This window comes from Fundicoccus culcitae (assembly GCF_024661895.1).
Lineage (GTDB): Bacteria > Bacillota > Bacilli > Lactobacillales > Aerococcaceae > Fundicoccus_A > Fundicoccus_A culcitae.
This window is the reverse complement of the sequence record NZ_CP102453.1, coordinates 560,639-584,597: the sequence shown is the minus strand read 5'-3', so window position 1 is coordinate 584,597 and position 23,959 is coordinate 560,639. Positions and strand designations below refer to the sequence as shown.

Below are 23,959 nucleotides of genomic sequence, written 5' to 3'. Positions count from 1 at the left end.
CTCCTTTCTAGTCGAACCGACGACTTGAATGTTATTATACTATTTTAATCAAGTTAGTCAGAATTTGCAATGGTAGAACATTTTCCGCCTTTAACAGCAGGGGTATTTATTAAGAGGGGTCTTCAATGTTTTCATCGATTGAAGGTCGTTCAACTTCAATGCGATTTAATAATTGGGCTAATTTTTCTTTGTTTTTGCTCTCGACATATGAGACTGCCAGCACCCCAGCTAAACCGAATATCGTCGCTGCTAAGCCTACCCAAATGCTATTTGGGAAATAGTGCAGTTCAATGTTGTGATTGCCTTGTGTAATTGGTATGGCTAATAAGGTGCCAGATAAAACACTCATAGGCTCAACTTTTTCATTATCTACCGTAATTTGCCAGTTTTGGTCATAAGGAATTGTAAATAAGACATGGGCTTTTTCCTGTTGGATATTAATCGTTCCTTTAATGCGATTTTGCGAAAATTCGGTTACTTTGAGTTGATTATCTTGCTTGCTAGCAATCATTTGATTATAGCGTTCTTCATCAAATTCATAAAGGTTAACCATATTTGCCTGTAATTCAGATTCTAATAAACGATAGGTAAATGTTTGATTGTTTTGAATGGTTTGATAACTCGCATTCGTTAATTGTCGACGTCTAAAAGGAGCATAAAAACGATAGCGCTCGCCATTCAGTTCTAAGGCAACATTTTCATCATCGAATTGACTTGGAATGGAAAAATAATACGGATTGTTGGATGTTGTACTAAACTGCATTTCAACGGTAGCGTCTGCATCCGAATCGATAGGTGTGTATGTAAAGTAATCGCCATCACCTTCATCTGTAATGGTAACATTATCTAAATTCGTTATTTCAATGGGTACACTTGTGAAATAAGGCGTATCATTGCCATTAAAATCGATCAGGGACAAGAGTGTTTCCTGATTTCTAATCGGTTGATGGCGAATAAAGGAAATGTCTTCGCTGGCAATGTCTGAAGAGACTTCCATACCTAACCCAAGGCGACTCGTATTTTCATGAACCAAGTAACGGTCTGATTCTTGAACAACGGGATGCGCTTGAATATCCAAATCAGTTGCTTGTGGAAATAACACATATTCTTCGGTTGCGGTATGATCCGCTGAATCATCAGTAACATCAATTAAATAACGGATATTAAAGAAATCATCGGTAAATAAAGTCCCGTTTGTATAAGTGACAAAGCCGTTTCCTTCCGGTAAGCCTAAATAGCCATATAAATCAGGCAGGACTGCATCTAAAGTTGAACCAAAATGATCAAGTCCATTATAATGGGCAAACATGGCTTCGTCTTTTGTGCGCATGTAGGTTTTATTTATTCGATAAAAATCGTTATTGTCATGCCTTAAATCAGCGACAGCTTCATTTAAGGTTGCCGTATAATCATTGAATTTGCTGACATCCACATAACTCATTTCATTCAGAATTAAAACCCCATTAATAAATAACTCACACGAAACAATGGCTAACAAAACGATTTGGCGTAAAGCGGGTTGAAGCTGCTCCATTTGTAAAATTAATAAGAGGACTAAAAAGAATGCCAACGAAACAAACAAACGCATTTCATCTAGAAATTCGTATTCGGTGAAAAAGTAATAATAAAATGTATAAGCAGCAAAACCCAACATTAAACTAATTAAAGTGAATGCGGAATAACGTTTAGGTTGGTATTTAAAAGCTTTTAAAGCTAAGACGATGATTAAAAAAGTATGCGTAAATGAAAAGCGGAAGTGATACCAAATAGGGAATTGACCGCCATGCCAAATACGATCCAAGACGCGATAATGATAAGTAAATAAAAACACCGTCGTAATGATAATAGCAATTAATTTTTCAGACCATTTAATTTTACGATTGGTAAAATACAAAACGAACAATAACAAGACCAGCATACCAGCATATAAATTAGGTGATCCGGAAGACATTTCATCAAAATTAAAACTTCCAATGAATAATTTTGACCCAATATCATTGAGTTCGTGTGCAACATCTAAATTGAATTCAAAATTCATATGCTCTGCTTTACTTGATGAAAGAGAAACAAATGTTGGAATTAAACTGATGCCACTTATTAAAACAGCTATAATTGAATAGAGGATAAAGCGCCCGTATTGAATGGCAGCTTTTTTCCATTGGCTAAAGTCATAATGCTCGAAGATGACAAAAAGGGCATATAAAGCCAAAAACAAGGAAATCATATAACCAATATAATAATTGGCGATGAGCATTAAACTAAGTGAAACGACATATAGATAAGGTTTTTCTAAGGTTACTAGCTTATCGAGTCCAAGGGCAATTAAGGGTAAGAAGACTAAGCCGTCTAACCACATGATATTGAGTAAATAGACCATCACATAACTCATTAAAGCATAAGATAGACTAAAGATGAGACTGGTTGTTGTGTTTACTTGGTATTTTTTACGTGCAAAATACATGAATGAGAGACTGGCAGCGACTATTTTTAAATAGGTAATGATGGTGACGGCTACAGCCAGTTGATGTTCTTCAAAAAGTAAAAAGATTAAGTTAAATGGACTCATTAAATAATAAGCCCACAAGCCTACCATTTCGCCACCAATGGCTTTTTGGAATGAATATAAAAGCATTTCGGGTTGATTAAAGAGGGTTTCACGATATAAACTGTAAAAATCAATATATTGTTGACCTAAATCGACCGTAAGCATCGTTTCTTTTCCAAAAGGCGTAAAATCAAAAAGCCAAGCTAGACCAACGAGTATGACGGTGAGGTATAAAATATTAATGATATAAGGTTTAACCTTTAATAACATGTTTGGACTCCTTTAACGATAAATTAAGCAGTGAGGATAACAAGTGAGCTGTCATTCCTTGATTGGTTAACATTATTAATTAGATAAATGTTGCATCAATTTTATTAGCATGCAATCTATATATTATCAAATTATAGTAAATAGTTCATTAAACACACCTAATTTTTATAAATTTAAAGATTTTATTTACAAGTGAATTTAGATTATCATTGTATCAAATGTTTGCTATAATAGCATAAGCAATTATTTTAAAAGTGAGTGATTAAATGGCGAGGTACAAATTGAAAAAGAAAAAGCAACGATCTCATATTCCTAGAAGATTGAATTTATTATTTTTTATTGCTTTTTTATGTTTTGCAGCATTATTTCTACGTTTAGGCTATCTTCAATTATATAGTGGAGAAGCATTAAATGATATGGTTCAAAGAACTGAATCAACTATTTCTACGGGTGCTGTTCCAAGAGGGATGATATATGACAGTAACGGAAGAGTGTTAGTTGGAAATAATCCCGAGTTAGCTATTTTATATACGCGTGATCGTGATTCACAAATTTCCTCACAGGATATTATAGCGGTTGCCAAAAACTTGGCATCATTAATTGAAATTCCGACTCAGGATTTAACTGAACGTGATATGAAAGATTATTTTATAATTGAAAATACACAATTAGTCAATGATCGTTTGACTGAAGAGCAATTGTTGTTGCCTGGACCACAGTTATATCAAGCGCAATTAGAAGCTGTCACATCCAATGACTTAAACTATTCGGCAGCCGAACAAAAAATCATTGCCTTATTTAAACGCATGAATAGTGCATTTGCTTTATCGACTGTCACGGTTAAAAATCAAAATGTTACCCAAGCAGAAGTCGCAAGGGTCAGTGAACAACTCCACGATTTACCTGGAATTTCAATTGGGACGGACTGGCAAAGAACTTATCCAGCCGGTGAAATGTTACGTTCCATCTTAGGCCAAGTATCAACTGAACAACGAGGTCTTCCAAGTGAAAATGCGCAATATTTATTAAGTAAAGGTTATGCTATGAACGATCGCGTAGGGGTATCTTATCTAGAATTACAATATGAAGATGCCTTAAGAGGGTCTAAATCAGTTCATAATATTGTGACGGATTCAACCGATGATATTTTGTCCAATCAAGAACTCTTTGAAGGGGCAAAAGGGGACAACCTGATGCTTACGATCGATACTGAATTTCAGGCTAAAATTGATCAAATTGCGATTGACGCACTAGAAAATATGACTAATCGTGGTTACAATGATCGTGTTTATATTGTTGTGACTAACCCACAAAATGGCGATATTTTAGCCTTAACGGGTAAACGATTTGATTATAATGAGAATACTGACTCTTACAATTATGATGTCATCATTGATGATGCCTTAGGGGCAATCAATACAAGTTATGGTATGGGATCAAGTATTAAGCCTGCGATGGTTAGTATTGGTTATTTAGAAGATGTTATTTCCATCGATGATAATATCATTGTTGATGAACCTTTAAAATTTCAAGCATCCCAAGAGAAAACATCTGTGTTTAATCGAACAGGCCAAATGCCTATCAATGACATACAAGCCTTGCAAATGTCATCGAATATCTACATGATTAGGATGGCGATGATGATTGGGGGTCAATATGAGTATGAAGAAGATGGGCAATTAACCATTGATGAGAATACCTTAGAAACTTTAAGAAATTATTTTGCTGAATTTGGACTTGGAACGCAAACTGGGATTGATTTACCAAACGAATCTTCAGGCTATAGCCCTGAAAGTACCCAGTTAGTTAGTGCGCTCGACTTATCGTATGGTCAGTTCGACCTATACACACCTTTACAAATGGCGCAGTATGTATCGACAATTGCCAATGGCGGCATACGATATGCACCGCGCTTAGTCAAAGAAATTCGTGGAACAGATGCAAATGGTGATCTAGGTGACGTTAAAGTTTCCTTAGATCCTAAAGTAATGAATGTGGTTCAATTAGAGGAAAGTGAAATGGCTCGTATTCACGAGGGGATGTTACAAGTTTCACATACAAACGAGGGGACAGCTAGATATTACTTCCAAAATTATCCTATTCAAGTTGGGTCAAAAACAGGAACAACGGAAGCCTTTTATTCAGGTCCTATCCAATATGTCCGCAACCAACCAGTTACGAACGCAACTTATGTTGGATTTGCACCTTATGATAATCCAGAAATTGCCATTTCGGTTGTAGTCCCATATTTATTAGAAGAATCTTGGGGTAGAGAAAGTACTCGGATTGCCCATCAAGTGATGAATGCTTATTTTGAAATGCAAGATGATACTAAAGAGTTAATTGAAACCTATATGGAAACTTTTGTCGAACCAAGTTAAGTTTTAGAATATTAGAAAGCCCTTCTTGTATAGAAGGGTTTTTTACTAAATTGAAGATAAGGAAGGTGATTTTAGTGGAAGAAACGTTTGCTATGTTGAAACCAGATGCTATTGAGCGAGGTTTGGTTGGAAATATTATTAGTCGTATCGAAAATAAAGGTTATAAAATAATTCAAATGCGAACCAGTCATTTAACGGCTGACTTAATTAAAGAGCATTATCAACATCATCTTGGAAAAGCCTTTTATCCAAAGCTAGAGGCTTTTATGATGCGTGACCAAGTGCTATTCATCCATCTTAGTGGACCTAATTGTATTGAAGGGATGCGCTTATTAGCAGGAGCTACGAATCCAAATGAAGCTTTACCAGGGTCAATTAGAGGCGATTTTGCCTTCGATATGACAGAAAATCTTATACATACATCAGATTCTCCAGAAACAGCCCAAATAGAATTAAGGCGCTTTGCTTTAATATAAAGCGATTATTTTCGAAACATAAAAACCGTAAGTTTCTCTATTTATTTTCAGAGAAAACTTACGGTTTTATATATATATGTGTCTCTTTTATGCAAGTTAGAAGTATAATCAATCACTATGGAATGTAGTAGTATTGACCATTGGTTAAAATTTCAGCTATTTGATTAATTGACATATCTGAATTCAACTGATAAGAGTTTGCTTGTAAAATAGACTCTAAGCCCCAATATTCTACAAGGTCTTGGAATTCAGTTGCTGAAGTGATATAGCCTTCACTTTCTAAACGGTTAGCAATATCGGTTGACGCTTCGCCAGAACTAATGGTAAATGTGCCACTAATAAAGTCACCCGTTGTATTTGTGGCTGTTTCAATCGTGTCCGTTGTTGTATCAGTGGTAGAATCACTCGTTTCATTCTCATCAGCACTGACTTCTTCAGCGGTTGATGTTTCGTCTGCCGTGTTTGATTCGTTATTTGATAATTCATTTTCTAAGGAAGAAATAGTACTGCTTTGCTCTTCGTTTAAATCATTTAAAGATGCTATCGAAGTGTTTAAGGTATCACGAGTTGATTCTAAGGCATCACGTTCAGAAATCATTGAACTCATTTCTACACGATATTGAGACAACTCATCTTCGTACTGTTGATTATTATTTAGGATTGAAGAAATTTGAATACCTTGCACCGGTACATTGCCTTGGAAGAAAATAGCAAACGCGCCAGTAAGGACAGCAGCAGCTAAAAACCCCAATCCCATCGACCGTAAAGTATTTTTATTCATTTGTAGTCCTCATTTCTAACGGTTTTCGATATAATCATCGATGATATCTTGAATCACGCGCGTATTCAATGCCACTTCATGGCCAATCTCGTGCATTGTATACCCTTGAGAGTAAAGACGGATCACTTCTTCACGTGTTTCATTTGAAACTTCAGCTAAAGTGGTTTCCTCAGTGGCCGTATTCTCTGTAACAACTACAGTATCTTCACTGTAATTTATAACTTCATTTCCTTCAACTGGATCAACTAAATCAGAATCATTAAAACGGTAACCTTTTTCTAATTCAGATAAACGACTTTTAATACTATACATTTCTTGTGATTGCTGTGTCGTAAATTCATTTAATTGTTTTTCAATATCTTTTGAATCATTATTATACAAGGATAAAACCAATAAAATGACAGCAATTACTAATAGAACGATTACTAAAATCCAAATATCCATTCTGACACCTCTTTCGTCATTTGTTCATTTATTTATTTTATCAAAACAGAGAAAACTTTCAACCGTAAACGTGTTACATTATGATTAATATTTTAGAATATTATTCAAAAATTTACAATAAAAGAATTTTTGCAAAAAAAGATAGATAAACCGTTAAATCAATGCTATAATATCACAGTGTTGTTCGAAAGAACATAATTTTTATTGCCAGTAGGGAGGGAATATCATGCGTATTAACATTAACTTAGAATGTACGGAATGTGGGGAACGTAATTATTTAACTAACAAAAATAGACGTAACAACCCTGACCGCATTGAAGCGAAAAAATATTGTCCACGAGAAAGAAAAGTCACTTTACATCGTGAAGTGAAAAAATAATTAATCTTAGTAAGCAAAAGGGTGAACCCCAAAATTTTCTAATGATTTTATTTACCCAATTAATCCTAACTTTCAAATATATTAGTAGATTCGTTCAAACCTGTGCTTGTTATGTATTCTTATACTTGATTAGCTAGTGTTCAAGCAGCTACAGCATTAGGACTAACTTGACTACTCAAATCCTTACGATCATTAGCTCTAAGGGTTTGGGTAGTCATTTCGTTTTTAAAGGATAAAATTGTAAGTGATTACTATAAATTCCTCAATCGATTAGGTATAATAGACCTATCTGTGATAAAAGAGGTGAAAAAATGAATAGACGATTTAAACGAACGAATAAGCCGATTGAGATTAATCGTAACATGCCATATATGACTTATTTATTTTTATTAATCTGTGTAGCTGTATACTTATACACGCTTATTCGTTATCGAACGACACAAAATACCTTAGTATTAATCGCTACTGGGGCAAAAGTCAATGAATTAATGGTTTTTGGGAATGAATGGTGGCGATTAATTACGGCTGCCTTTGTCCATATAGGCTTTGAACATATTTTAATGAATGGTATTTCCATTTATTTTATTGGTAGTGAACTAGAACAAATTATGGGACACTGGCGTTTTGCGATTTTGTATCTTGTTTCAGCTATCGGAGGAAACATTTTATCCTTCGCTTTTAGTCCGAATGTATCTGCAGGTGCCAGCACCGCTTTGTTTGGTACGTTTGCGGCGTTTTTAGTTTTAGCTTATCTTTATCCAAATTATCGTTATTTAACGGTTCGAGCGAGATCTTTTGCTATGTTACTCTTAATTAATTTAATTATGGGGTTATTTAGTACAGGGATTGATTATTGGGGGCATATAGGGGGAGCGATTTATGGTGTTTTGATTACCTTTGTCTTAGGCTTACCTCAAAAAAATGATTTTCCTAAACGCTATAAGGCGATTGCTTTGTTAGTCATTATTGGTATTTCAGCTTTATTAATTTGGTTTGGTATTCAAAAAGTTTATGCTAATTATAGATAGTTAAAATAATAAATGTAGAGGATGATAAACTTGAGTAAATATATATTGGGTATAGATTTAGGCGGGACTTCCGTAAAAATGGCAGTTGTTACGCCTGAAGGCGAAATTATGAAAAAGTGGAGTGTCGGCACAAATATTATTAATGATGGCGAAGCCATTGTCCCAGATATTATTAATTCAATTAAAGAACATTTAGAATTATATCAACTTGAAGTGGCTGATTTTTTTGGCATCGGAATGGGTTCACCAGGAGTAGTTGATGCCGAAAATAAAACGGTTGTTGGCGCTTATAATCTAAATTGGACAAACGTTCAATATGTTGGTAAACAAATCGCTGAAGCCTTCAATATCCCATTTTATATTGATAATGATGCCAATGTTGCTGCGTTAGGAGAACAATGGAAAGGTGCCGGAAATGGTGCATCTAATGTGGTCATGGTTACCTTAGGTACAGGTATTGGTGGCGGCGTTATTAACGAAGGTAAAATTGTCCGCGGCGAAGGTGGTGGCGGGGAAATTGGTCACCTTCAAATCACCACGGATATGGGTGTTCAATGTACGTGTGGAAAAACAGATTGCTTAGAAATTTTAGCCTCTGGTAAAGGCATTATTAACTTAGTTCGTTATTTTGCCGACCGTTATGAAGGCGATTCTAAATTGAAGCATCAAATTGATAATGGTGAAGATATTGGTGCGGAAGATATATTTTCGGAAGCGCAAAAAGGGGACTTCTTCGCTAATGAAGTGGTTGATCAATGGGCTAAATACATGGGGTTGGCTTGTTCGCATATTGCCAATGTGGTTAATCCTAAGTATATTATCTTAGGCGGTGGTGTTTCAGCGGCCGGACAATACCTGATTGATGTCATTAACCCCTATTTCAAAAAATATGTTTTCCCGCAAATTTACGAAACAACATCATTAAGATTAGCCTCTATTGGGAATGATGCAGGGGTTATTGGTGCTGCAAGATTAGTGGAAGAAGCATATAGTTAGGAGTTAGAAATGGATTTTTTAATTGGATTGAGCGCAGTCATTGTTTTAGGTTTTTTGGCGTATGGAATTTATAAACTATATTTATATATAATCCGTCGTATGAGTGCTAAAGTAGTTGATGCTAGTGAAATTGAAGATAAAATTCGGCGTGTGCAACTAGTCGATGTTAGAGAGCAAGCTGAATTTGATGCCAAACATATTTTAGGTGCTCGGAATATCCCAATGTCACAATTTTCGATGCGTCATAAAGAATTACGTAAAGATCAACCCATTTATCTTTACGATGATTCTATGAGTTTTGCTTCTAGAGCAGCTAATATACTCAGAAAAAGTGGCTATAAAGATGTATACATCCTTAAGGGTGGCTTTTCTAAATGGTTTGGAAAAGTAAAATCAAATATAAAATAAATTAGGTTTCACTTAGCGTAAAAGTTTAAATCCATCAACTTAAAGAGGCTGTAGCATTTTTATGCATACAGCCTCTTGTGTGTTACTCTAATGGATAGTATGTTGTAAATAACGATTACATAAAAGTTTGAATGCTTGCTAAAACACTGATAACTAAAGATACGATGATGACCGTTACCATGATAATAGCCGTCGTTTTGACAAGTTTATCCATTTTACTCGTCGATTTTTGGGGTTTATGTGAGTTCATTGTTGGCTCCTTCAAACTGCTTAATAATAATATATTAACCAATATTCTAAGTTCTTTCAATGTTTATTATGCTGAATGCTTTAAACTAGTGTTAAAATTTGTTAAAATTAATATGAATAAGAATGAGGAGGATATAATAAATATCAGAACAACAAATTGGTGTTGTTGATAGGATAGTTAGTGACGATTAAATATGATTGCCTTGAATATTGAAACAGATAGATATTCATGGCTTTATTTAATGTGACTTTCTTGCTGTTTTTATTAAAATGTGATTAAATAGTTTTATGATTTATAATTTTATTTTTAACTTATTCATTTAGCTTTTAATGTTGGCGTAAATAGCTTACAATATAAGTATAGAATAAGTGATATAACTTATTAAATAGAGGAGGACAGTAGATGTCAGAGGAACGTAAACAACGGATTTTAATTATTGAGGATGAAAAAAATTTAGCGCGTTTTGTCGACCTTGAACTTCAACATGAAGGTTATGAAACAAAGATTTGCTATGATGGTCGCAGTGGATTAGATGCTGCATTAAATGAGGATTGGGATGTTATATTACTCGATTTAATGTTACCAGAATTAAACGGTCTTGAAGTGTGTCGACGCATTCGTCCGATTAAGGATACACCCATTATTATTATGACAGCCAGAGATTCTGTCATTGATCGCGTGTCAGGTTTAGACCAAGGGGCAGATGACTACATTGTTAAACCATTTGCCATCGAAGAACTATTAGCTCGCTTAAGAGCCCTGTTTCGTCGCATCGATACGGAAGAAGATCAAAGAAATGCGAATCAGCCAACCGTTAAATACCGTGATTTAACGATTGAAAAAGCCAATCGTATCGTTAAACGCGATAATGAGGTTATTGATTTAACCAAACGCGAATATGAATTATTGTTGTATTTAATGGAAAATCTAAACATGGTAAAATCGCGTGAAGTATTGCTAGATAAAGTTTGGGGCTATAAATCAGAAGTAGAAACGAATGTCGTTGATGTGTATATTCGGTATTTACGTAACAAAATTGATGTTCCTGGTAAAGATAGTTATATTCAAACCGTTCGCGGAACGGGATATGTCATGAGAACATAATTATGTTTAAAAAGTTATTTGAAAATCAACAACCCATTTCCTTAAAATGGAAATGGGGTATTTTAATTTTTGTGACCTTTACCTTATTTGCTTCTTTGAGCAGTGTGATTTATTATCAACGTTCTTTAGAGAGTCAATTTAATGAAATCCAAGCAAATCATCAGCACTTTTTTGAAGCAACCGTTGATTACTTTGAAACAATGGATCAACCTTTTCAACGAACATATTTTCAATCGATTATTTCCGAAGCCTCTAGCGGAGAATTGGAAAATACGCAGGATTCAGTGATAAGTTTTTTAACTTTCTTTGAATCCAATGATATTGTTTATCGTTTTTTTAATGAAAAACAGCAATTAGTTTATGAAACGCAACATGTCAATATAAATCCGATGGAATATTCCGATCAAATAAAACGGACTGAAGTAAATAATCAAATGGCTATGGTTGGGAACATCAAAATTAAATCGGCTACGACAGGCGATGATGTTGGGTCCTTCCAATATATTGTTATGCCAGATGTTTTTAACCGTATTACGACTAACATGCAAAGCAATTTATATGGTATTTTGTTTGGCATCATCATTGTAGCTTTAGTCATTACGTTTATATTGGTACGTATTTTCTTAAGACCGTTGACTTACTTGGTCAATTCATTAGATTTAGTTGAAGCTGAAAGTTTGTCGCAATTACGTGTTAGAAAACCACGTTCATCTGACGAATGGAGTGATTTAAGTGATCATATTAATCGTTTACTCGACAAAATTGATAACTATGTAAAAAATCAAAAACAATTCGTCGAAGATGTTTCACATGAATTAAGGACACCTGTCGCCATTGTCGAAGGCCATTTAAAAATGTTAAATCGCTGGGGGAAAGAAGATCCTGAAGTGTTAGAGGAGTCTATATCTGCTTCATTGCAAGAAATTGTGCGTATGAAGGGACTCGTTCAAGAAATGCTTGATTTGATGCGGGCGGATCATGTGGATGTTGATTACAAAGATGAAATTACGGAAGTCTATTCAACCATTCGACAAGTTTTTAATAATTTTGTGATGTTATACCCAGAATTTCAGTTTTATTTAGATATTGAATCCGATCCAGACGAATTATATGTAAAAATCTTCCGCAATCATTTTGAGCAGATATTTATTATTTTATTAGATAATGCTGTGAAATATAGCACGGATCGTAAGGAAATTCATGTCGCTGTAAGTACTAGCGTTACAGCGGTTAGAATAGCTGTTCAAGATTTTGGTGAGGGGATGTCTGCCGAAGATAAGGAACGTGTGTTTGGACGTTTTTATCGGGTGGATAAAGCGCGTTCGCGTGATAAAGGCGGTAATGGTTTAGGGTTAAGTATCGCACAACAATTGGTCAAGTCTTATCGTGGAGAGATTTGGGCCGATAGTGTTTTGCATCATGGATCCATTTTTTATGTTGAATTTCCGACATTAACAGATACTAGACAAATTTATAAGAGTAAGCAAATTGCTAAACACAAGTCTATATCTTAATTGGAAGTCTATTTTTACAGTTAGAGAATCCGGATAATCAATGCCTGAGGTAAACTAAACAACTAGTAATTAACTTGTTTACCGTTCACCACAGCATTAAACGTTCGGATTTTTTATTTAAAAAAACAACTAACAATCAAATAAATGACTTGATCGTTAGTTGTTGAAAGTGGGTATCATTTAGTTAAACACGTTTTTGTTTGCCGGAATTTCTTTGTTTACCAGCATTGCGATTGTTTGAGTCAACAGAGCGAACTTCATTTTTGGTAGGTACTAAACGCTGACTATCCGTCGTTGTTGCTTTCTTAACTTTTTTATTTCTTTTACGTTTAGGTGCATTCTTATGTTTCTCAGCTTCTTCATCAATCATTTTTTGAATTTTAGGTCGAACGATATAATTCGAATAAGCTTGTTGCACAATCCCGAAAATAGCTCCGGTTAAGAAATAAAGACCTAATCCAGCTGCAGAGATGTAGGTAATCCAACCAATCATTAATGGGTTCATTAACATCATTGTTTTATTGGTTTGGGCAGCTGTATCATTTTGACCTTGGGGTTGTTGTGGTTGTGATTTTTGCATCATCCAACCTTGTAAGAAGGTGAAAATAACAACTAATACAGTTACAACAATACTTTGTTCACCTAAAGATATACCTAAGAAGGTAGAATTTAAGATTTCTTCCGATGAACGTATGGCTGCATAAACAGCTGAAATGATTGGCATTTGAATGATTAATGGCAAGCAACCTGATAAACCGCCAAACATACTAATATCGTATTTCTTATAGACGGCCATTAACTCATTATTTAAGGCAGCTTTTTCTTGTGGATCTTCTGTGGCTTCAATTTCTTCTCTAATTTCATCAATTTCTGGTTGCGCAATTTTCATTCTTGCTTGACTAATCATCGAATCTTTAGTCATTTTTAAAGATGAAGGCAACATTAATATTCGTGTAATTAATGTTACAATGATGATGGCAACACCATAACTACCTCCAAAAATACCTGCTAAAAAGTCAAGAAAATTCGAGGCAGGAACTCCTAAATATTGATAAACCCAACCGGTTGGATTTCCAGCTTCATCATAACTAACGCACCCACTGGCAATTAGAACGACGAAGATTAATAATCCAATCATTTGGATTCTACGTTGTTTGTTCTTCATTTCTCACGCTCCGTTAAATTTTCATACTCATTAACTATAAAAGACTAGGAGCTAAAATTCAACCAAAAAATGAAATACCAAGGGATTTAGTGAAAAATTTAATAATTTAGTTAGTATTCAACTGAAAAACGGTTAAATATTTGACTTGAAGTTAAGGGGGATGATTTAATTTGATCTATTTTCATATAACGATGTTGTGGTTGCTGAATGGCGTGAACAAATTGTTTTAACTGATCTTCTTGGGCTTGGGCAATAATTTTAACATCGCCCGAATACAGGTTTTTAACATTCCCATGTATGTCGTATTTAGTCGCCAATTGTTGGACATAATTACGATAACCAACGCCTTGAACTCTGCCAGACACAATTATTTCTAAGGTTTCCACCGTTTACACTCCTTTCAAAAATCTAATCTTTATTATTATGTAAATTACATGGTATAATTAACTTTGGACTTATTATACAATAGATTAACTCAATGAGTTAAAGAAAATGCATACGATGCCATGAGTTAAGGAGGAAAAGTTTTGTCCAATAAAAAAACAACAACTCAATCCAAACGAACCAAAACGAAAACGGGCAAAAAGCGTCAGTCTTCCAACTATCAAGTAACATACTTAGTTTTAGGGATATTTATTAGTTTTTTTGCTGTTATTGGTTTGTTTAATTGGGGCTTTTTGGGTTTACTAGTTGCCAATTCAATCCGTTTGTTTGTTGGGGAAGCCTATGTTTTAGTTTTAGTTTCTTTTTTATATCTCGGTCTGTTAATGATTTTTTCTGGAAAAATATTTACCGTTGATATTAAAAAATTATTTGGCTTTATTTTAGTGATTTCAAGTATTTCGACTGTCTTACATTTTCAACAATTCCATACACCTGGGGAAATAAATACAGAGGTTTTTCAAGAAACCTTTGCTATTTTTCGTAATGAATTATTAACTAGTCAAAATCGTTTTAGTTTAGGGGGTGGCTTGTTAGGTTCGTTACTATATAGTGGTTTTGCGTATTTATTTGGTTTTTGGGGTGCCCATATCTTCTTAGTTATTATCTTTTTCATTGGTTTATTTATGATGGTTGGTGTTACAATTCCAGCTTTTCAACAGTCTGTGAAGGATATATGGTCGTATTTGATGCAAGGCTTCCGTCATATCAAGCAATCATTCAAAAAAGCTAGTCAAACGATCAAGTCTGAAAAACCCGCGCCAAGCAAAAAACAGGCATCGACAGCAGAACAACTAGATATTTTTGAAAGTGTCGAAGAGGACATTGAACCGCAACAACCTAAGACAAGCCATAGTGTATTTCGTCGCCTTCGAAATACCATGAATGATTTAAAGCCAATAAATACCCCTGCGGTGGACAAAGAGTCAGCCTATCAACCGATTAAGTTAGAAAATGAAAAAACATCATTTGAACCTTTTGATGAATCCGACCCTTATGCTTCAACGGCTTCTGATAGTCGAGAATTGTTTTTAGAAGGAAAAACATTAGATTTGGATTATTTTGATGAAGCGAATCATCTTAACAAGCCTTCTGTAATCATTGAAAACAAGCCGCCCGAATCTCAAATGCATGTGGATACAAACATTGAGGCGGAAGTTATTGAAAACCATCCGGTTAGTGTAAAGAAAGCAGAGGAAGTAGCGGAAACGCAAACGAGTGCCGTTGATTTGGATATAACGGCCTTGGATAATAATTCAGCCAGTCATTGGCAAGATCAAGCAAATGAACATCAATCTTTGACGAGCGATGCGCTTGAAAAGACACTCACTTCATCTGACGAAATGTTTGACACCCAAGGCAAAAAAACACCGCCTAAGTTGAAGACAAAAGAGTATCAATTACCGCCTAAATCATTATTGAATAAAATTCCCCCTGTTGATCAATCTGAAGAATATGCGCGTATTAACAAAAATATTGTTAAATTAGAAAAGACATTTGAGAGTTTTGGTGTTAATGCTAAAATCGTCAAAGCTAATTTGGGTCCTTCGGTCACTAAATACGAAGTTCAACCTGCTATTGGGGTTAAAGTAAGCAAGATTGTTTCACTCTCTGATGATATTGCGCTAGCTTTAGCGGCTAGAGATGTCCGTATTGAAGCACCCATTCCAGGCAAGTCGTTAATTGGGATTGAAGTTCCTAATACACAAATCAGCACCGTTTCATTTGGGGAAATTATTGATGCGGCTTTAGCAAGTTCCAATTTATTAGAAGTACCTCTAGGTCGTGATATTTCTGGAACGGTTTGTTTAGCTGATTTAAGCAAAATGCCCCACTTATTAATTGCAGGAGCAACAGGAAGTGGTAAGTCTGTTGGGATGAACGTCATCATCGTCTCATTGTTGATGAAAGCCAAGCCTGAAGAAGTGAAATTCCTCATGATTGACCCTAAAAAAGTTGAGTTGACCATGTATGATGGCATTCCTCATCTGTTAGCACCTGTAGTAACCAACCCTCGCAAGGCCGCTCAAGCTTTAAATAAAATTGTACAAGAAATGGAACGAAGATATGAGTTATTTGCTGCTAGCGGGGTTAGAAATATCGATAGTTATAATGAAAATTTTGATCAGTGGAATAAGGAAGAGGGCTTAGCGCTTGAACCTTTACCAAAAATTGTGGTATTTATTGATGAATTAGCCGATTTAATGATGGTGGCAAGCAATGATGTTGAAAATGCTATTATTCGGTTGGCACAAATGGCTAGGGCAGCAGGTATTCATATGATTATTGCTACCCAAAGACCCTCTGTGGATGTTATTACTGGGATAATTAAAGCGAATGTTCCATCACGCTTAGCTTTTGCCGTGTCAAGTGGTACCGACTCAAGAACCATTTTAGATAGTGTCGGGGCTGAAAAATTACTCGGTCATGGTGATATGCTATTTCAACCTATGGGCAAAAACAAACCTATTCGCGTTCAAGGCGCTTACATATCTGACCGGGAAGTCGAACGGATTACCGATTTTATCAAAGAGCAACGTGACGTCGATTATGATGAGAATATTTTGATTTCTGAAGAAAATGAAGCGGAAGCTAATGTATCGGATGATGAATATTATCCTGAAGCAGTTGAAATGCTATATGGATTAGAAACCATTAGTATTTCGCAATTACAAAGAAAATTTAGAATTGGATATAACCGGGCTGCACGCTTAGTGGATGATTTAGAAGCACAAGGACTAGTCAGTGAACAAGATGGAAGTAAGCCACGGCAAGTGCTAGTAGGTCAAATGGCATTAGATGAATAAATATGAACAATTAAAAACACTAATCAAAAAGCATTCGTTTTGAACCGATTACATCTTGCTTTTGATTGCTATATCAACTATAATTATTCATGAAATAAGGAATAAATATTTAGGAGGAAATGTTTAATGAAGAAATTTTTTGGTTTGGCAGCATCTGCTTTAGTCTTAGCTAGTGCTATAGTACCAGTCGCTACAACCGTTTCTGCACAAGAAGATGAAAACTTCTCTGTAGTTATGATTACTGATGTGGGTGGCGTTGATGACCGTTCATTTAACCAAAGTGCATGGGAAGGTTTACAAGCTTTTGGGGAAGAACAAGGAATAGAACGCGGCGTTGATGGATATGAATATTTACAATCTGATAGTGACTCCGACTTCATCCCTAATTTAAACACGGCTCTTCAAGCTAATTTTGATTTGATTTTTGGTATTGGCTTTAAATTAGAAGAAGCTATGGCAGAAGTTGCTGCACAAAATCCAGATCGACACTTTGCCATTGTTGACTCAGTTATTGATGCTCCTAACGTTGCGTCTTTAACGTTCTTAGACAATGAAGCAGCTTTCTTAGCTGGTGTTGCTGCTGCTCATACGACTCAAACGAATCATGTTGGATTTATCGGTGGTCAAGAAGGCTTTGTTATTGACCGTTTCGAAGCTGGATTTGTTGAAGGTGTCAAAGCTGTCAATCCTGATATTGAAATTACGGTAGAATATGCTGGTAGCTTTGGTGATGCCTCTAGAGGACGTCAAATTGCTGCTGCTATGTATGCAAATGGTGCTGATATTATTTATCATGCTTCAGGTGATACGGGTAATGGTGTGTTCTCTGAAGCTAGAGATTTAGTAACGAATGATCCTTCATTAAATATTTGGGTAATCGGTGTTGACCGTGATCAAGTCGAAGAAGGTCAAATTGAAATTGATGGTGAAGTGCGTAATTTAACTTTAACTTCAACACTTAAAAATGTTGGTGAATCTGTGAAATTATTCTCTGAAAAAACAATGGCAGGTAACTTCGAAGCGGGTACGACTATTTATGGTTTAGCTGATGGTGGAGTTGGCCTTACAGAGGGTGAATTATCAGAAGAAGCACTTGCAGCTGTTGCCGAATATACGCAATTAATTATTGATGGTGAAATTGAAGTTCCAGAAGCTCCAGTAGAATAATAAGCTTTATGTATTAATTTGAAAAAAGGGCTGATATTCAGCCCTTTTTTTTGCCAATAGAAATGTGTTGGCAAATAGGTCTGTAAAGGTTAAAATAAAGAAAATATCTTTTTGTAGCAATATTTGTTTGGAATTATTATTAGTATAATTTGGCTACAATAGGTAAAAAGACAGAATTGGAGGAGTGAAATGGAAGCTAGTACAAGCCCTGTTATTGAGATGCGTCAAATTTCAAAGCAATTTGGCGATTTTTATGCGAATAAAAATATAAATCTGACGTTAAAAAAAGGGGAAATTCATGCTTTACTAGGAGAAAATGGGGCAGGAAAATCCACTTTAATGAACATATTATCTGGATTGTTACAGCCAACTTCTGGGGAAATTTTAATGAATGGGTCACCCGTTACAATCGATTCGCCTACGAAGGCCAATCAATTAGGGATTGGAATGGTTCATCAACATTTTATGTTGATTGATGATTTTACAGTTCTTGAAAATATTATTTTGGGTAATGAACCGGTTAAAGGGATTGTTATAGATAAAAATACGGCTCGAAATAGAATAATGGAATTATCTGAGCAATATGGATTAGCGGTTAAACCAGATGTGAAGGTCGAAAGTATTAGTGTAGGCATGCAACAAAGAGTGGAAATTTTAAAAACATTGTATCGTGGAGCGGATATTTTAATTTTTGATGAGCCAACGGCTGTATTAACCCCCCAAGAAATCGATGATTTAATGTTAACCATGCAAGCCTTGGCAAAAGAAGGAAAATCAATCATCTTGATTACGCATAAGCTGGCTGAAATTAAAAAAGTAGCTGATCGTTGTACGGTCATACGCCGTGGTGAATCAATCGGCACAGTTGATGTGGAAAGCGTATCTACTAGAGAGTTAGCTGATATGATGGTAGGCCGTTCTGTTAGCTTCAAAACTGAGAAATTGCCTGCTAAACCGAGTAATGTTACTTTAGTTGTAGAAAAACTATTTGTTAAAGATAGTCGTGATGTTATGGCTGTAGAAGATTTAAGTTTTGAAGTCCGTAATGGTGAAATCGTTGGAATTGCCGGTATTGATGGAAATGGTCAATCGGAATTAATTTTGGCTTTAACAGGCTTACTTCCTATTGAGAGTGGAACAATCCACTTTAATGATCAATTACTTAATGGGAAAACAACACGTGAAATCACTGAAATGGGTACCGCCCATATACCGGAAGACCGACATAAATATGGATTAGTTTTGGATATGAAACTTGAAGACAATATGGTATTGAAACAATATTATCAAGCACCCTATTCAAAAAGTGGTTTTCTAAACTTTAAAGAAATTAATGATAAAGCCCTACGCTTGATCGAACAGTATGATGTTCGGACTGTTTCAGAAAAAGTTCCAGCTCGTTCACTTTCGGGAGGAAATCAACAAAAAGCGATCATTGCAAGGGAACTTGATTTGCATCCTAACTTGTTAATTGCTGCCAATCCAACACGAGGACTAGATGTGGGAGCGATAGAGTATATTCATAAAGCTTTAATTCAACAAAGAGATGAAAATAAAGCGGTTTTACTGATGAGTTTTGAATTAGATGAAATCTTAAATGTTTCCGATCGAATTTTAGTCATGCACGATGGACAAATTGTCGCGAATATGCTTGCTGACGAAACGAATGAACAAGAAATTGGTCTATTAATGGCAGGTACTTCATTTGAAGAAGTCTTAGCTCATCGTAAAGAAGGAGGCGAACAAACGAATGAACAGAAAATGGATTAATTTATTGGTTCCAGTTATTTCCATCATAGTTGGTTTTCTTGCTGGTGCTATCATTATGTTAATTTTTGGTTTTGACCCAGTTGCCGGCTATCGCGCATTGTATCAAGGTGCTGTTGGGGATGCTTATCGGATTGGAGAAACACTGAGAGCAGCAACACCTCTAATTTTTACGGGATTAGGCTTTGCTGTTGCCTATACAGCTGGTTTTTTTAATATTGGTCTCTCTGGTCAAGCCTTATGGGGCTGGTTAATTTCTGTTTGGATTAGTCTTCTATTGCCGGATGCTAGCAAGTGGATTGTCTTACCCTTAGCAATTATTGGTGGGGCTTTAGCCGGTGCCTTATGGGCAGCGATTGCTGGGTTTCTAAAAGCCTATTTTGATGCCAGTGAAGTAATTGTGACTATTATGCTTAACTATGTCTCCGTATATGTTTCGGATTATTTAGTTCGGAACGTCATTACAGACCGAGCGGATAGAACACCTACAATTGGAGATAACGCTAGTTTAAGGCTGGATTGGCTAACCGAAATTACGAATAATTCACGACTGCATGCGGGCTTTTTAATCGCCTTGGTGATGATTGTGGTTGTTTATATTTTTATGACGCGAACAACCTTAGGCTTTGAATTAAAAACGGTTGGATTAAATCGGTTTGCGGCACAATACTCCGGGATGAATGCCAAAAGAAACATTATTTTAGCTATGGTAATTTCAGGAGGACTCGCTGGACTAGGCGGGGTTATGAATGGACTAGGCGAATTCGGAAATATTTTCCTGATGAACGGTGTGGCGCCTGCTATTGGATTTGATGGGATGGCGGTAGCTTTATTAGGAGGCAATAATCCATTTGGTATTTTGTTTGCTAGTATATTATTTGGTGGATTAAAGTCTGGTGGAGCTATGATGCCTTTAATGGCTCAGGTACCGTCTGAAATCGTAAGTATTGTTACTGCCATAATTATTTTCTTTGTAGGCTCTTCATATATCATTACCTATTTCTTTGATCGTCGTCAACAACATAAACTGGCAAATACAGAGATAATTACACAAGGCGGTGATGATTAATGGTTAATATATTAAGTCTAATTGTCTCATCTACTTTAGTTTACTCTGCTCCTTTGATTTATACGGCTCTTGGGGGTATGTTTTCAGAGCGAAGTGGGACAGTTAACGTTGGTTTAGAAGGTATCATGGTCATGGGAGCTTTTAGCTCGATTGTAATGAATCTCTTGTTAGCAGATACTTTAGGTGATTGGACACCTTGGGTTGCTATGCTATTTGGCGGTTTAGCGGGTGTTATATTCTCACTGATGCATGCTGTGGCAACGGTTAACTTTAGAGCCGACCATATTATATCAGGGACGGTTTTAAACTTAATTGCACCCTCTTTAGGTGTATTCTTAACGCGTATACTCTTTGATGGGGCTGGCCAAACGCCGATTATTTCTGAGTCATATGGGTATTTTACCTTTCCTGTGTTGAGTAATATTCCTATTATTGGAGAAATCTTTTTCAAATCAACATCACTCCCAGCCTATGTTGGTATACTTGCAGCCATTATTTGTTGGTTTGTTATTTACAAGACAATATTTGGATTGCGTCTACGTTCTGTCGGTGAACATCCTCAAGCCGCTGATACCTTAGGGATTAATGTTTATAAAATGCGGTATGCCGGTATTTTATTATCTGGTTTCTTTGGTGGTTTAGGGGGGGCAGTAATGGCACAGTCTATTACAAATACCTTTTCAATTACAACCATTACGGGACAAGGGTTTATGGCCATGGCAGCGATGATATTTGGAAAATGGAATCCAATTGGCGTTATGTTAGCCGCTATCTTCTTTGGTTTTGCACAAAGTATCGCAGTGGTTGGTTCTCAATTACCGCTTATTAGTTCCATCCCTTCTGTTTGGTTGCAAATTGCGCCATACATTATTACGATAATCGTATTAGTCAGTTTTGTTGGAAAATCAAGTGGACCAGCAGCCAATGGAACTACCTATGTTAAAAGTAAATAATATTTAAGTAAATATAGTGTAAAATCACGTTGGATATCTTTTATTTCCAACGTGATTTTTCATTTAATCGCTAAAGAATCTTCACACAAAATCCTTATTCATTGTCAAAGTTAGAAAATATTGTGATTAATAAATGAAGGAAAACATTTATATGAAAAATGAAAATAAAGTACGAATAAATCATGTTTTAGAGTGTATAGTATGCTATAATTAATGCGTGTATTTTTCTAGTAAAAGGGGTAACGACAATGAGTGAATTAGGTAATAAATTAAGAGATGCTCGTATACAAAAAGGGTATACATTAAATACATTACAACAAATGACAAAAATTCAAAAAAAATATTTGGTTGCCATTGAAGAAGGAAACTTTGATGAAATGCCGGGTAATTTTTATGCGAGAGCATTTGTGAAGCAATATGCTGATATGGTGGGATTAAATGGTGATGAACTGTTGGAAACTTATCAGCAAGAATTGGATGTTCATCCTAAAGAAACGGATTATATTGAACTAGATGAACCCGAAGAATTACCAAGTCGATCAAGTAATCGGAGTAGTGGTGGAGAACAAAATACATTAGAGGTAATCCTTTCTTATTTACCCTTAATTTTGTTGATAGCAATTATTGTAATGATCATGATTTCACTCGTTATTGCAATTACAAATATTGGTCAAGGTGAAGATCAAACATCGAGTAGTCAAACGTCCATCGAAAATTCAGTCGTTAGTTCAGTAGAGCCTGATAGCGTGGTTGTTGAAACTTCAGAGCCAGAATCAATATCTGAAGTAAGCTCAATGCAAGAATTAGGTGAAAACGATATTCGGGTTGGCAGAGAGGTAATTACTTTAATTGATACTGAAGGCGCTGGACCGGTATACGCATTACATTCAGGTTTTTCGAACTATGAATTCAGTATTGAGGCAAGTGGTTATGTTTGGGTAGGTATCTTTGAAGATGGCGTACTAGTAGTTGATACAACCATTTCTGCGGATGAAACGTTTGAGCATACCGTGAGTTCTGGCGTTGAAACGTTACGAATGGATATGGGTTATCCTGAAGGGGGCGTATTCAAAGTTAATGGTGTTGAAATGGATATGACTGATTTTTATGGTGATACAATCTCCTTTGTCCTTGCTGATGATGTTAATGTAGAAGATGAAACGATGGAATTAGATATCAATACATCAGATGAAAGTGTCACAGAGGAAACAACTGCCGATTTTCAAGGTCCAGCAGTCCTTGATCCGGCCTTCAATTCAGATGCCGAGTAAGGTGGGAAAGAATGAATATTGCTAATAAATTAACAACTATTCGCGTTTTGTTAATACCTGTATTTATTCTCTTACTTGTATTACCTTTAGATTGGGGTCAAGTAGAGTGGTTTAATACAGTCATACCAACTAATCAAGTTGTTGCTGGTTTTATTTTTGCGTTTGCTAGTAGTACGGATTATTTAGATGGCTATTTAGCTAGAAAATATAATTTAGTAACTTCATTTGGAGCCTTTTTCGATCCGATGGCTGATAAATTATTAGTGATGGCAGCCTTAATTTTACTTGTCGAAGCACAAGTAATTTGGGGATGGACAGTCTTTATTATTCTTGGAAGAGAACTTATGGTTACTGGGTTACGCGTTTTATTGGCGCAATCAGATGGGCAAGTAATGGCAGCGAAAATGCCAGGAAAAATCAAAACATTCACACAAATGTTTGCCATCCTGTTCTATTTATTTAATGATATTGGATTTAGTCAATTTAATATTCCAATGGCAGATATTTTATATACTATATGTTTAATATTTACCGTTTATTCTGGGATTGACTATTTTTACCAAGCGCGCTTCTTGTTTAAAGATTTTTAGTTTTACAATTATCCCTTGATAGTACATTTACCTTTATATTCTCTTTTTGTATAATTAGAGTGATTGATGAAGAAGGTAAAAGTACTATTTTAATTGCAAATAAAAAAGTGGAATCGCCTATTTTTTACGTATATATATAGAGAGAAGGAAAAT

20 protein-coding genes and 1 pseudogene are annotated in these 23,959 nt (G+C 35.5%); 15 read left to right on the top strand and 6 right to left on the bottom strand.

Annotation, left to right across the window (positions count from 1 at the left end; translation table 11 throughout):
- Positions 1–109: 109 nt before the first annotated feature.
- Positions 110–2,815, bottom strand: coding sequence for a YfhO family protein (locus NRE15_RS02730; RefSeq protein ID WP_313794087.1), 2,706 nt, complete (start codon positions 2,813–2,815; stop codon positions 110–112).
- A 281-nt stretch (positions 2,816–3,096) separates the two neighbouring features.
- Here NRE15_RS02730 and NRE15_RS02725 point away from each other — a divergent pair, with 281 nt between their 5' ends.
- Entirely contained in the window at positions 3,097–5,196 is a 2,100-nt protein-coding gene (locus NRE15_RS02725; protein WP_313794086.1) for a peptidoglycan D,D-transpeptidase FtsI family protein, read from the top strand.
- 74 nt (positions 5,197–5,270) lie between these two features.
- On the top strand, positions 5,271–5,672 hold the full coding sequence (ndk, locus tag NRE15_RS02720; RefSeq protein ID WP_313794085.1) for a nucleoside-diphosphate kinase: 402 nt from the start codon (positions 5,271–5,273) through the stop codon (positions 5,670–5,672).
- Positions 5,673–5,787: 115 nt separating this feature from the next.
- On the opposite strand, the gene NRE15_RS02715 is transcribed toward ndk, so the two are convergent.
- Complete coding sequence (locus NRE15_RS02715) at positions 5,788–6,453, bottom strand: hypothetical protein (protein ID WP_313794084.1); 666 nt, start codon at positions 6,451–6,453, stop codon at positions 5,788–5,790.
- Positions 6,454–6,468: 15 nt separating this feature from the next.
- Entirely contained in the window at positions 6,469–6,897 is a 429-nt protein-coding gene (locus tag NRE15_RS02710; RefSeq protein WP_313794083.1) for a hypothetical protein, read from the bottom strand.
- A gap of 226 nt (positions 6,898–7,123) precedes the next feature.
- Between NRE15_RS02710 and rpmG the strand changes: the two genes are divergently transcribed.
- The 4 genes from rpmG (at position 7,124) to NRE15_RS02690 (ending at position 9,708) form a co-directional block, all read left to right on the top strand.
- Positions 7,124–7,276 (top strand): 50S ribosomal protein L33, encoded by a 153-nt coding sequence (rpmG, locus tag NRE15_RS02705; protein WP_313794082.1) that lies wholly within the window; start codon positions 7,124–7,126, stop codon positions 7,274–7,276.
- A gap of 311 nt (positions 7,277–7,587) precedes the next feature.
- Positions 7,588–8,304 carry a rhomboid family intramembrane serine protease gene (locus NRE15_RS02700; RefSeq protein ID WP_313794081.1) on the top strand — a complete coding sequence of 239 codons (717 nt, stop codon included), beginning with the start codon at positions 7,588–7,590 and terminating at the stop codon, positions 8,302–8,304.
- 30 nt (positions 8,305–8,334) lie between these two features.
- Complete coding sequence (locus tag NRE15_RS02695) at positions 8,335–9,300, top strand: ROK family glucokinase (RefSeq protein ID WP_313794080.1); 966 nt, start codon at positions 8,335–8,337, stop codon at positions 9,298–9,300.
- Between the two features lie 9 nt (positions 9,301–9,309).
- Complete coding sequence (locus NRE15_RS02690; RefSeq protein WP_313794079.1) at positions 9,310–9,708, top strand: rhodanese-like domain-containing protein; 399 nt, start codon at positions 9,310–9,312, stop codon at positions 9,706–9,708.
- 115 nt (positions 9,709–9,823) lie between these two features.
- On the opposite strand, the gene NRE15_RS02685 is transcribed toward NRE15_RS02690, so the two are convergent.
- The gene (locus tag NRE15_RS02685; RefSeq protein ID WP_313794078.1) at positions 9,824–9,958 is read right to left on the bottom strand and encodes a DUF4044 domain-containing protein; all 135 of its coding nucleotides are present in this window, start codon (positions 9,956–9,958) and stop codon (positions 9,824–9,826) included.
- Positions 9,959–10,360: 402 nt separating this feature from the next.
- Between NRE15_RS02685 and NRE15_RS02680 the strand changes: the two genes are divergently transcribed.
- The gene (locus tag NRE15_RS02680) at positions 10,361–11,062 is read left to right on the top strand and encodes a response regulator transcription factor (RefSeq protein ID WP_313794077.1); all 702 of its coding nucleotides are present in this window, start codon (positions 10,361–10,363) and stop codon (positions 11,060–11,062) included.
- A 2-nt stretch (positions 11,063–11,064) separates the two neighbouring features.
- Positions 11,065–12,576 carry a sensor histidine kinase gene (locus tag NRE15_RS02675; protein ID WP_313794076.1) on the top strand — a complete coding sequence of 504 codons (1,512 nt, stop codon included), beginning with the start codon at positions 11,065–11,067 and terminating at the stop codon, positions 12,574–12,576.
- Positions 12,577–12,760: 184 nt separating this feature from the next.
- On the opposite strand, the gene yidC is transcribed toward NRE15_RS02675, so the two are convergent.
- Positions 12,761–13,741 (bottom strand): membrane protein insertase YidC, encoded by a 981-nt coding sequence (gene yidC / locus NRE15_RS02670; RefSeq protein WP_313794075.1) that lies wholly within the window; start codon positions 13,739–13,741, stop codon positions 12,761–12,763.
- 110 nt (positions 13,742–13,851) lie between these two features.
- On the bottom strand, positions 13,852–14,127 hold the full coding sequence (locus tag NRE15_RS02665; protein WP_313794074.1) for an acylphosphatase: 276 nt from the start codon (positions 14,125–14,127) through the stop codon (positions 13,852–13,854).
- A gap of 141 nt (positions 14,128–14,268) precedes the next feature.
- On the opposite strand from NRE15_RS02665, the gene NRE15_RS02660 reads away from it, so the two are divergent.
- The 7 genes and pseudogenes from NRE15_RS02660 to pgsA all read left to right on the top strand — a co-directional run bounded on the left by NRE15_RS02660 (position 14,269) and on the right by pgsA (position 23,806).
- Positions 14,269–16,989 (top strand): DNA translocase FtsK, encoded by a 2,721-nt coding sequence (locus NRE15_RS02660; RefSeq protein WP_313794073.1) that lies wholly within the window; start codon positions 14,269–14,271, stop codon positions 16,987–16,989.
- Between the two features lie 126 nt (positions 16,990–17,115).
- Positions 17,116–18,156: a BMP family lipoprotein gene (locus NRE15_RS02655; protein WP_313794072.1), complete on the top strand. Its 1,041-nt coding sequence runs from the start codon at positions 17,116–17,118 to the stop codon at positions 18,154–18,156.
- Between the two features lie 189 nt (positions 18,157–18,345).
- Entirely contained in the window at positions 18,346–19,926 is a 1,581-nt protein-coding gene (locus NRE15_RS02650; RefSeq protein WP_313794071.1) for an ABC transporter ATP-binding protein, read from the top strand.
- On the top strand, positions 19,907–20,992 hold the full coding sequence (locus NRE15_RS02645) for an ABC transporter permease (protein WP_313794070.1): 1,086 nt from the start codon (positions 19,907–19,909) through the stop codon (positions 20,990–20,992). Before NRE15_RS02650 ends, NRE15_RS02645 begins: the two co-directional genes overlap by 20 nt.
- Positions 20,992–21,945, top strand: coding sequence for an ABC transporter permease (locus NRE15_RS02640; RefSeq protein WP_313794069.1), 954 nt, complete (start codon positions 20,992–20,994; stop codon positions 21,943–21,945). Before NRE15_RS02645 ends, NRE15_RS02640 begins: the two co-directional genes overlap by 1 nt.
- Before the next feature lie 248 nt (positions 21,946–22,193).
- Positions 22,194–22,416: pseudogene (locus NRE15_RS14595) on the top strand (helix-turn-helix domain-containing protein); the annotation flags it as partial.
- Between the two features lie 811 nt (positions 22,417–23,227).
- A complete protein-coding gene (gene pgsA / locus NRE15_RS02630; protein ID WP_313794067.1) occupies positions 23,228–23,806 on the top strand; it encodes a CDP-diacylglycerol--glycerol-3-phosphate 3-phosphatidyltransferase in 579 nt (192 codons plus the stop codon).
- Positions 23,807–23,959 lie beyond the last annotated feature (153 nt).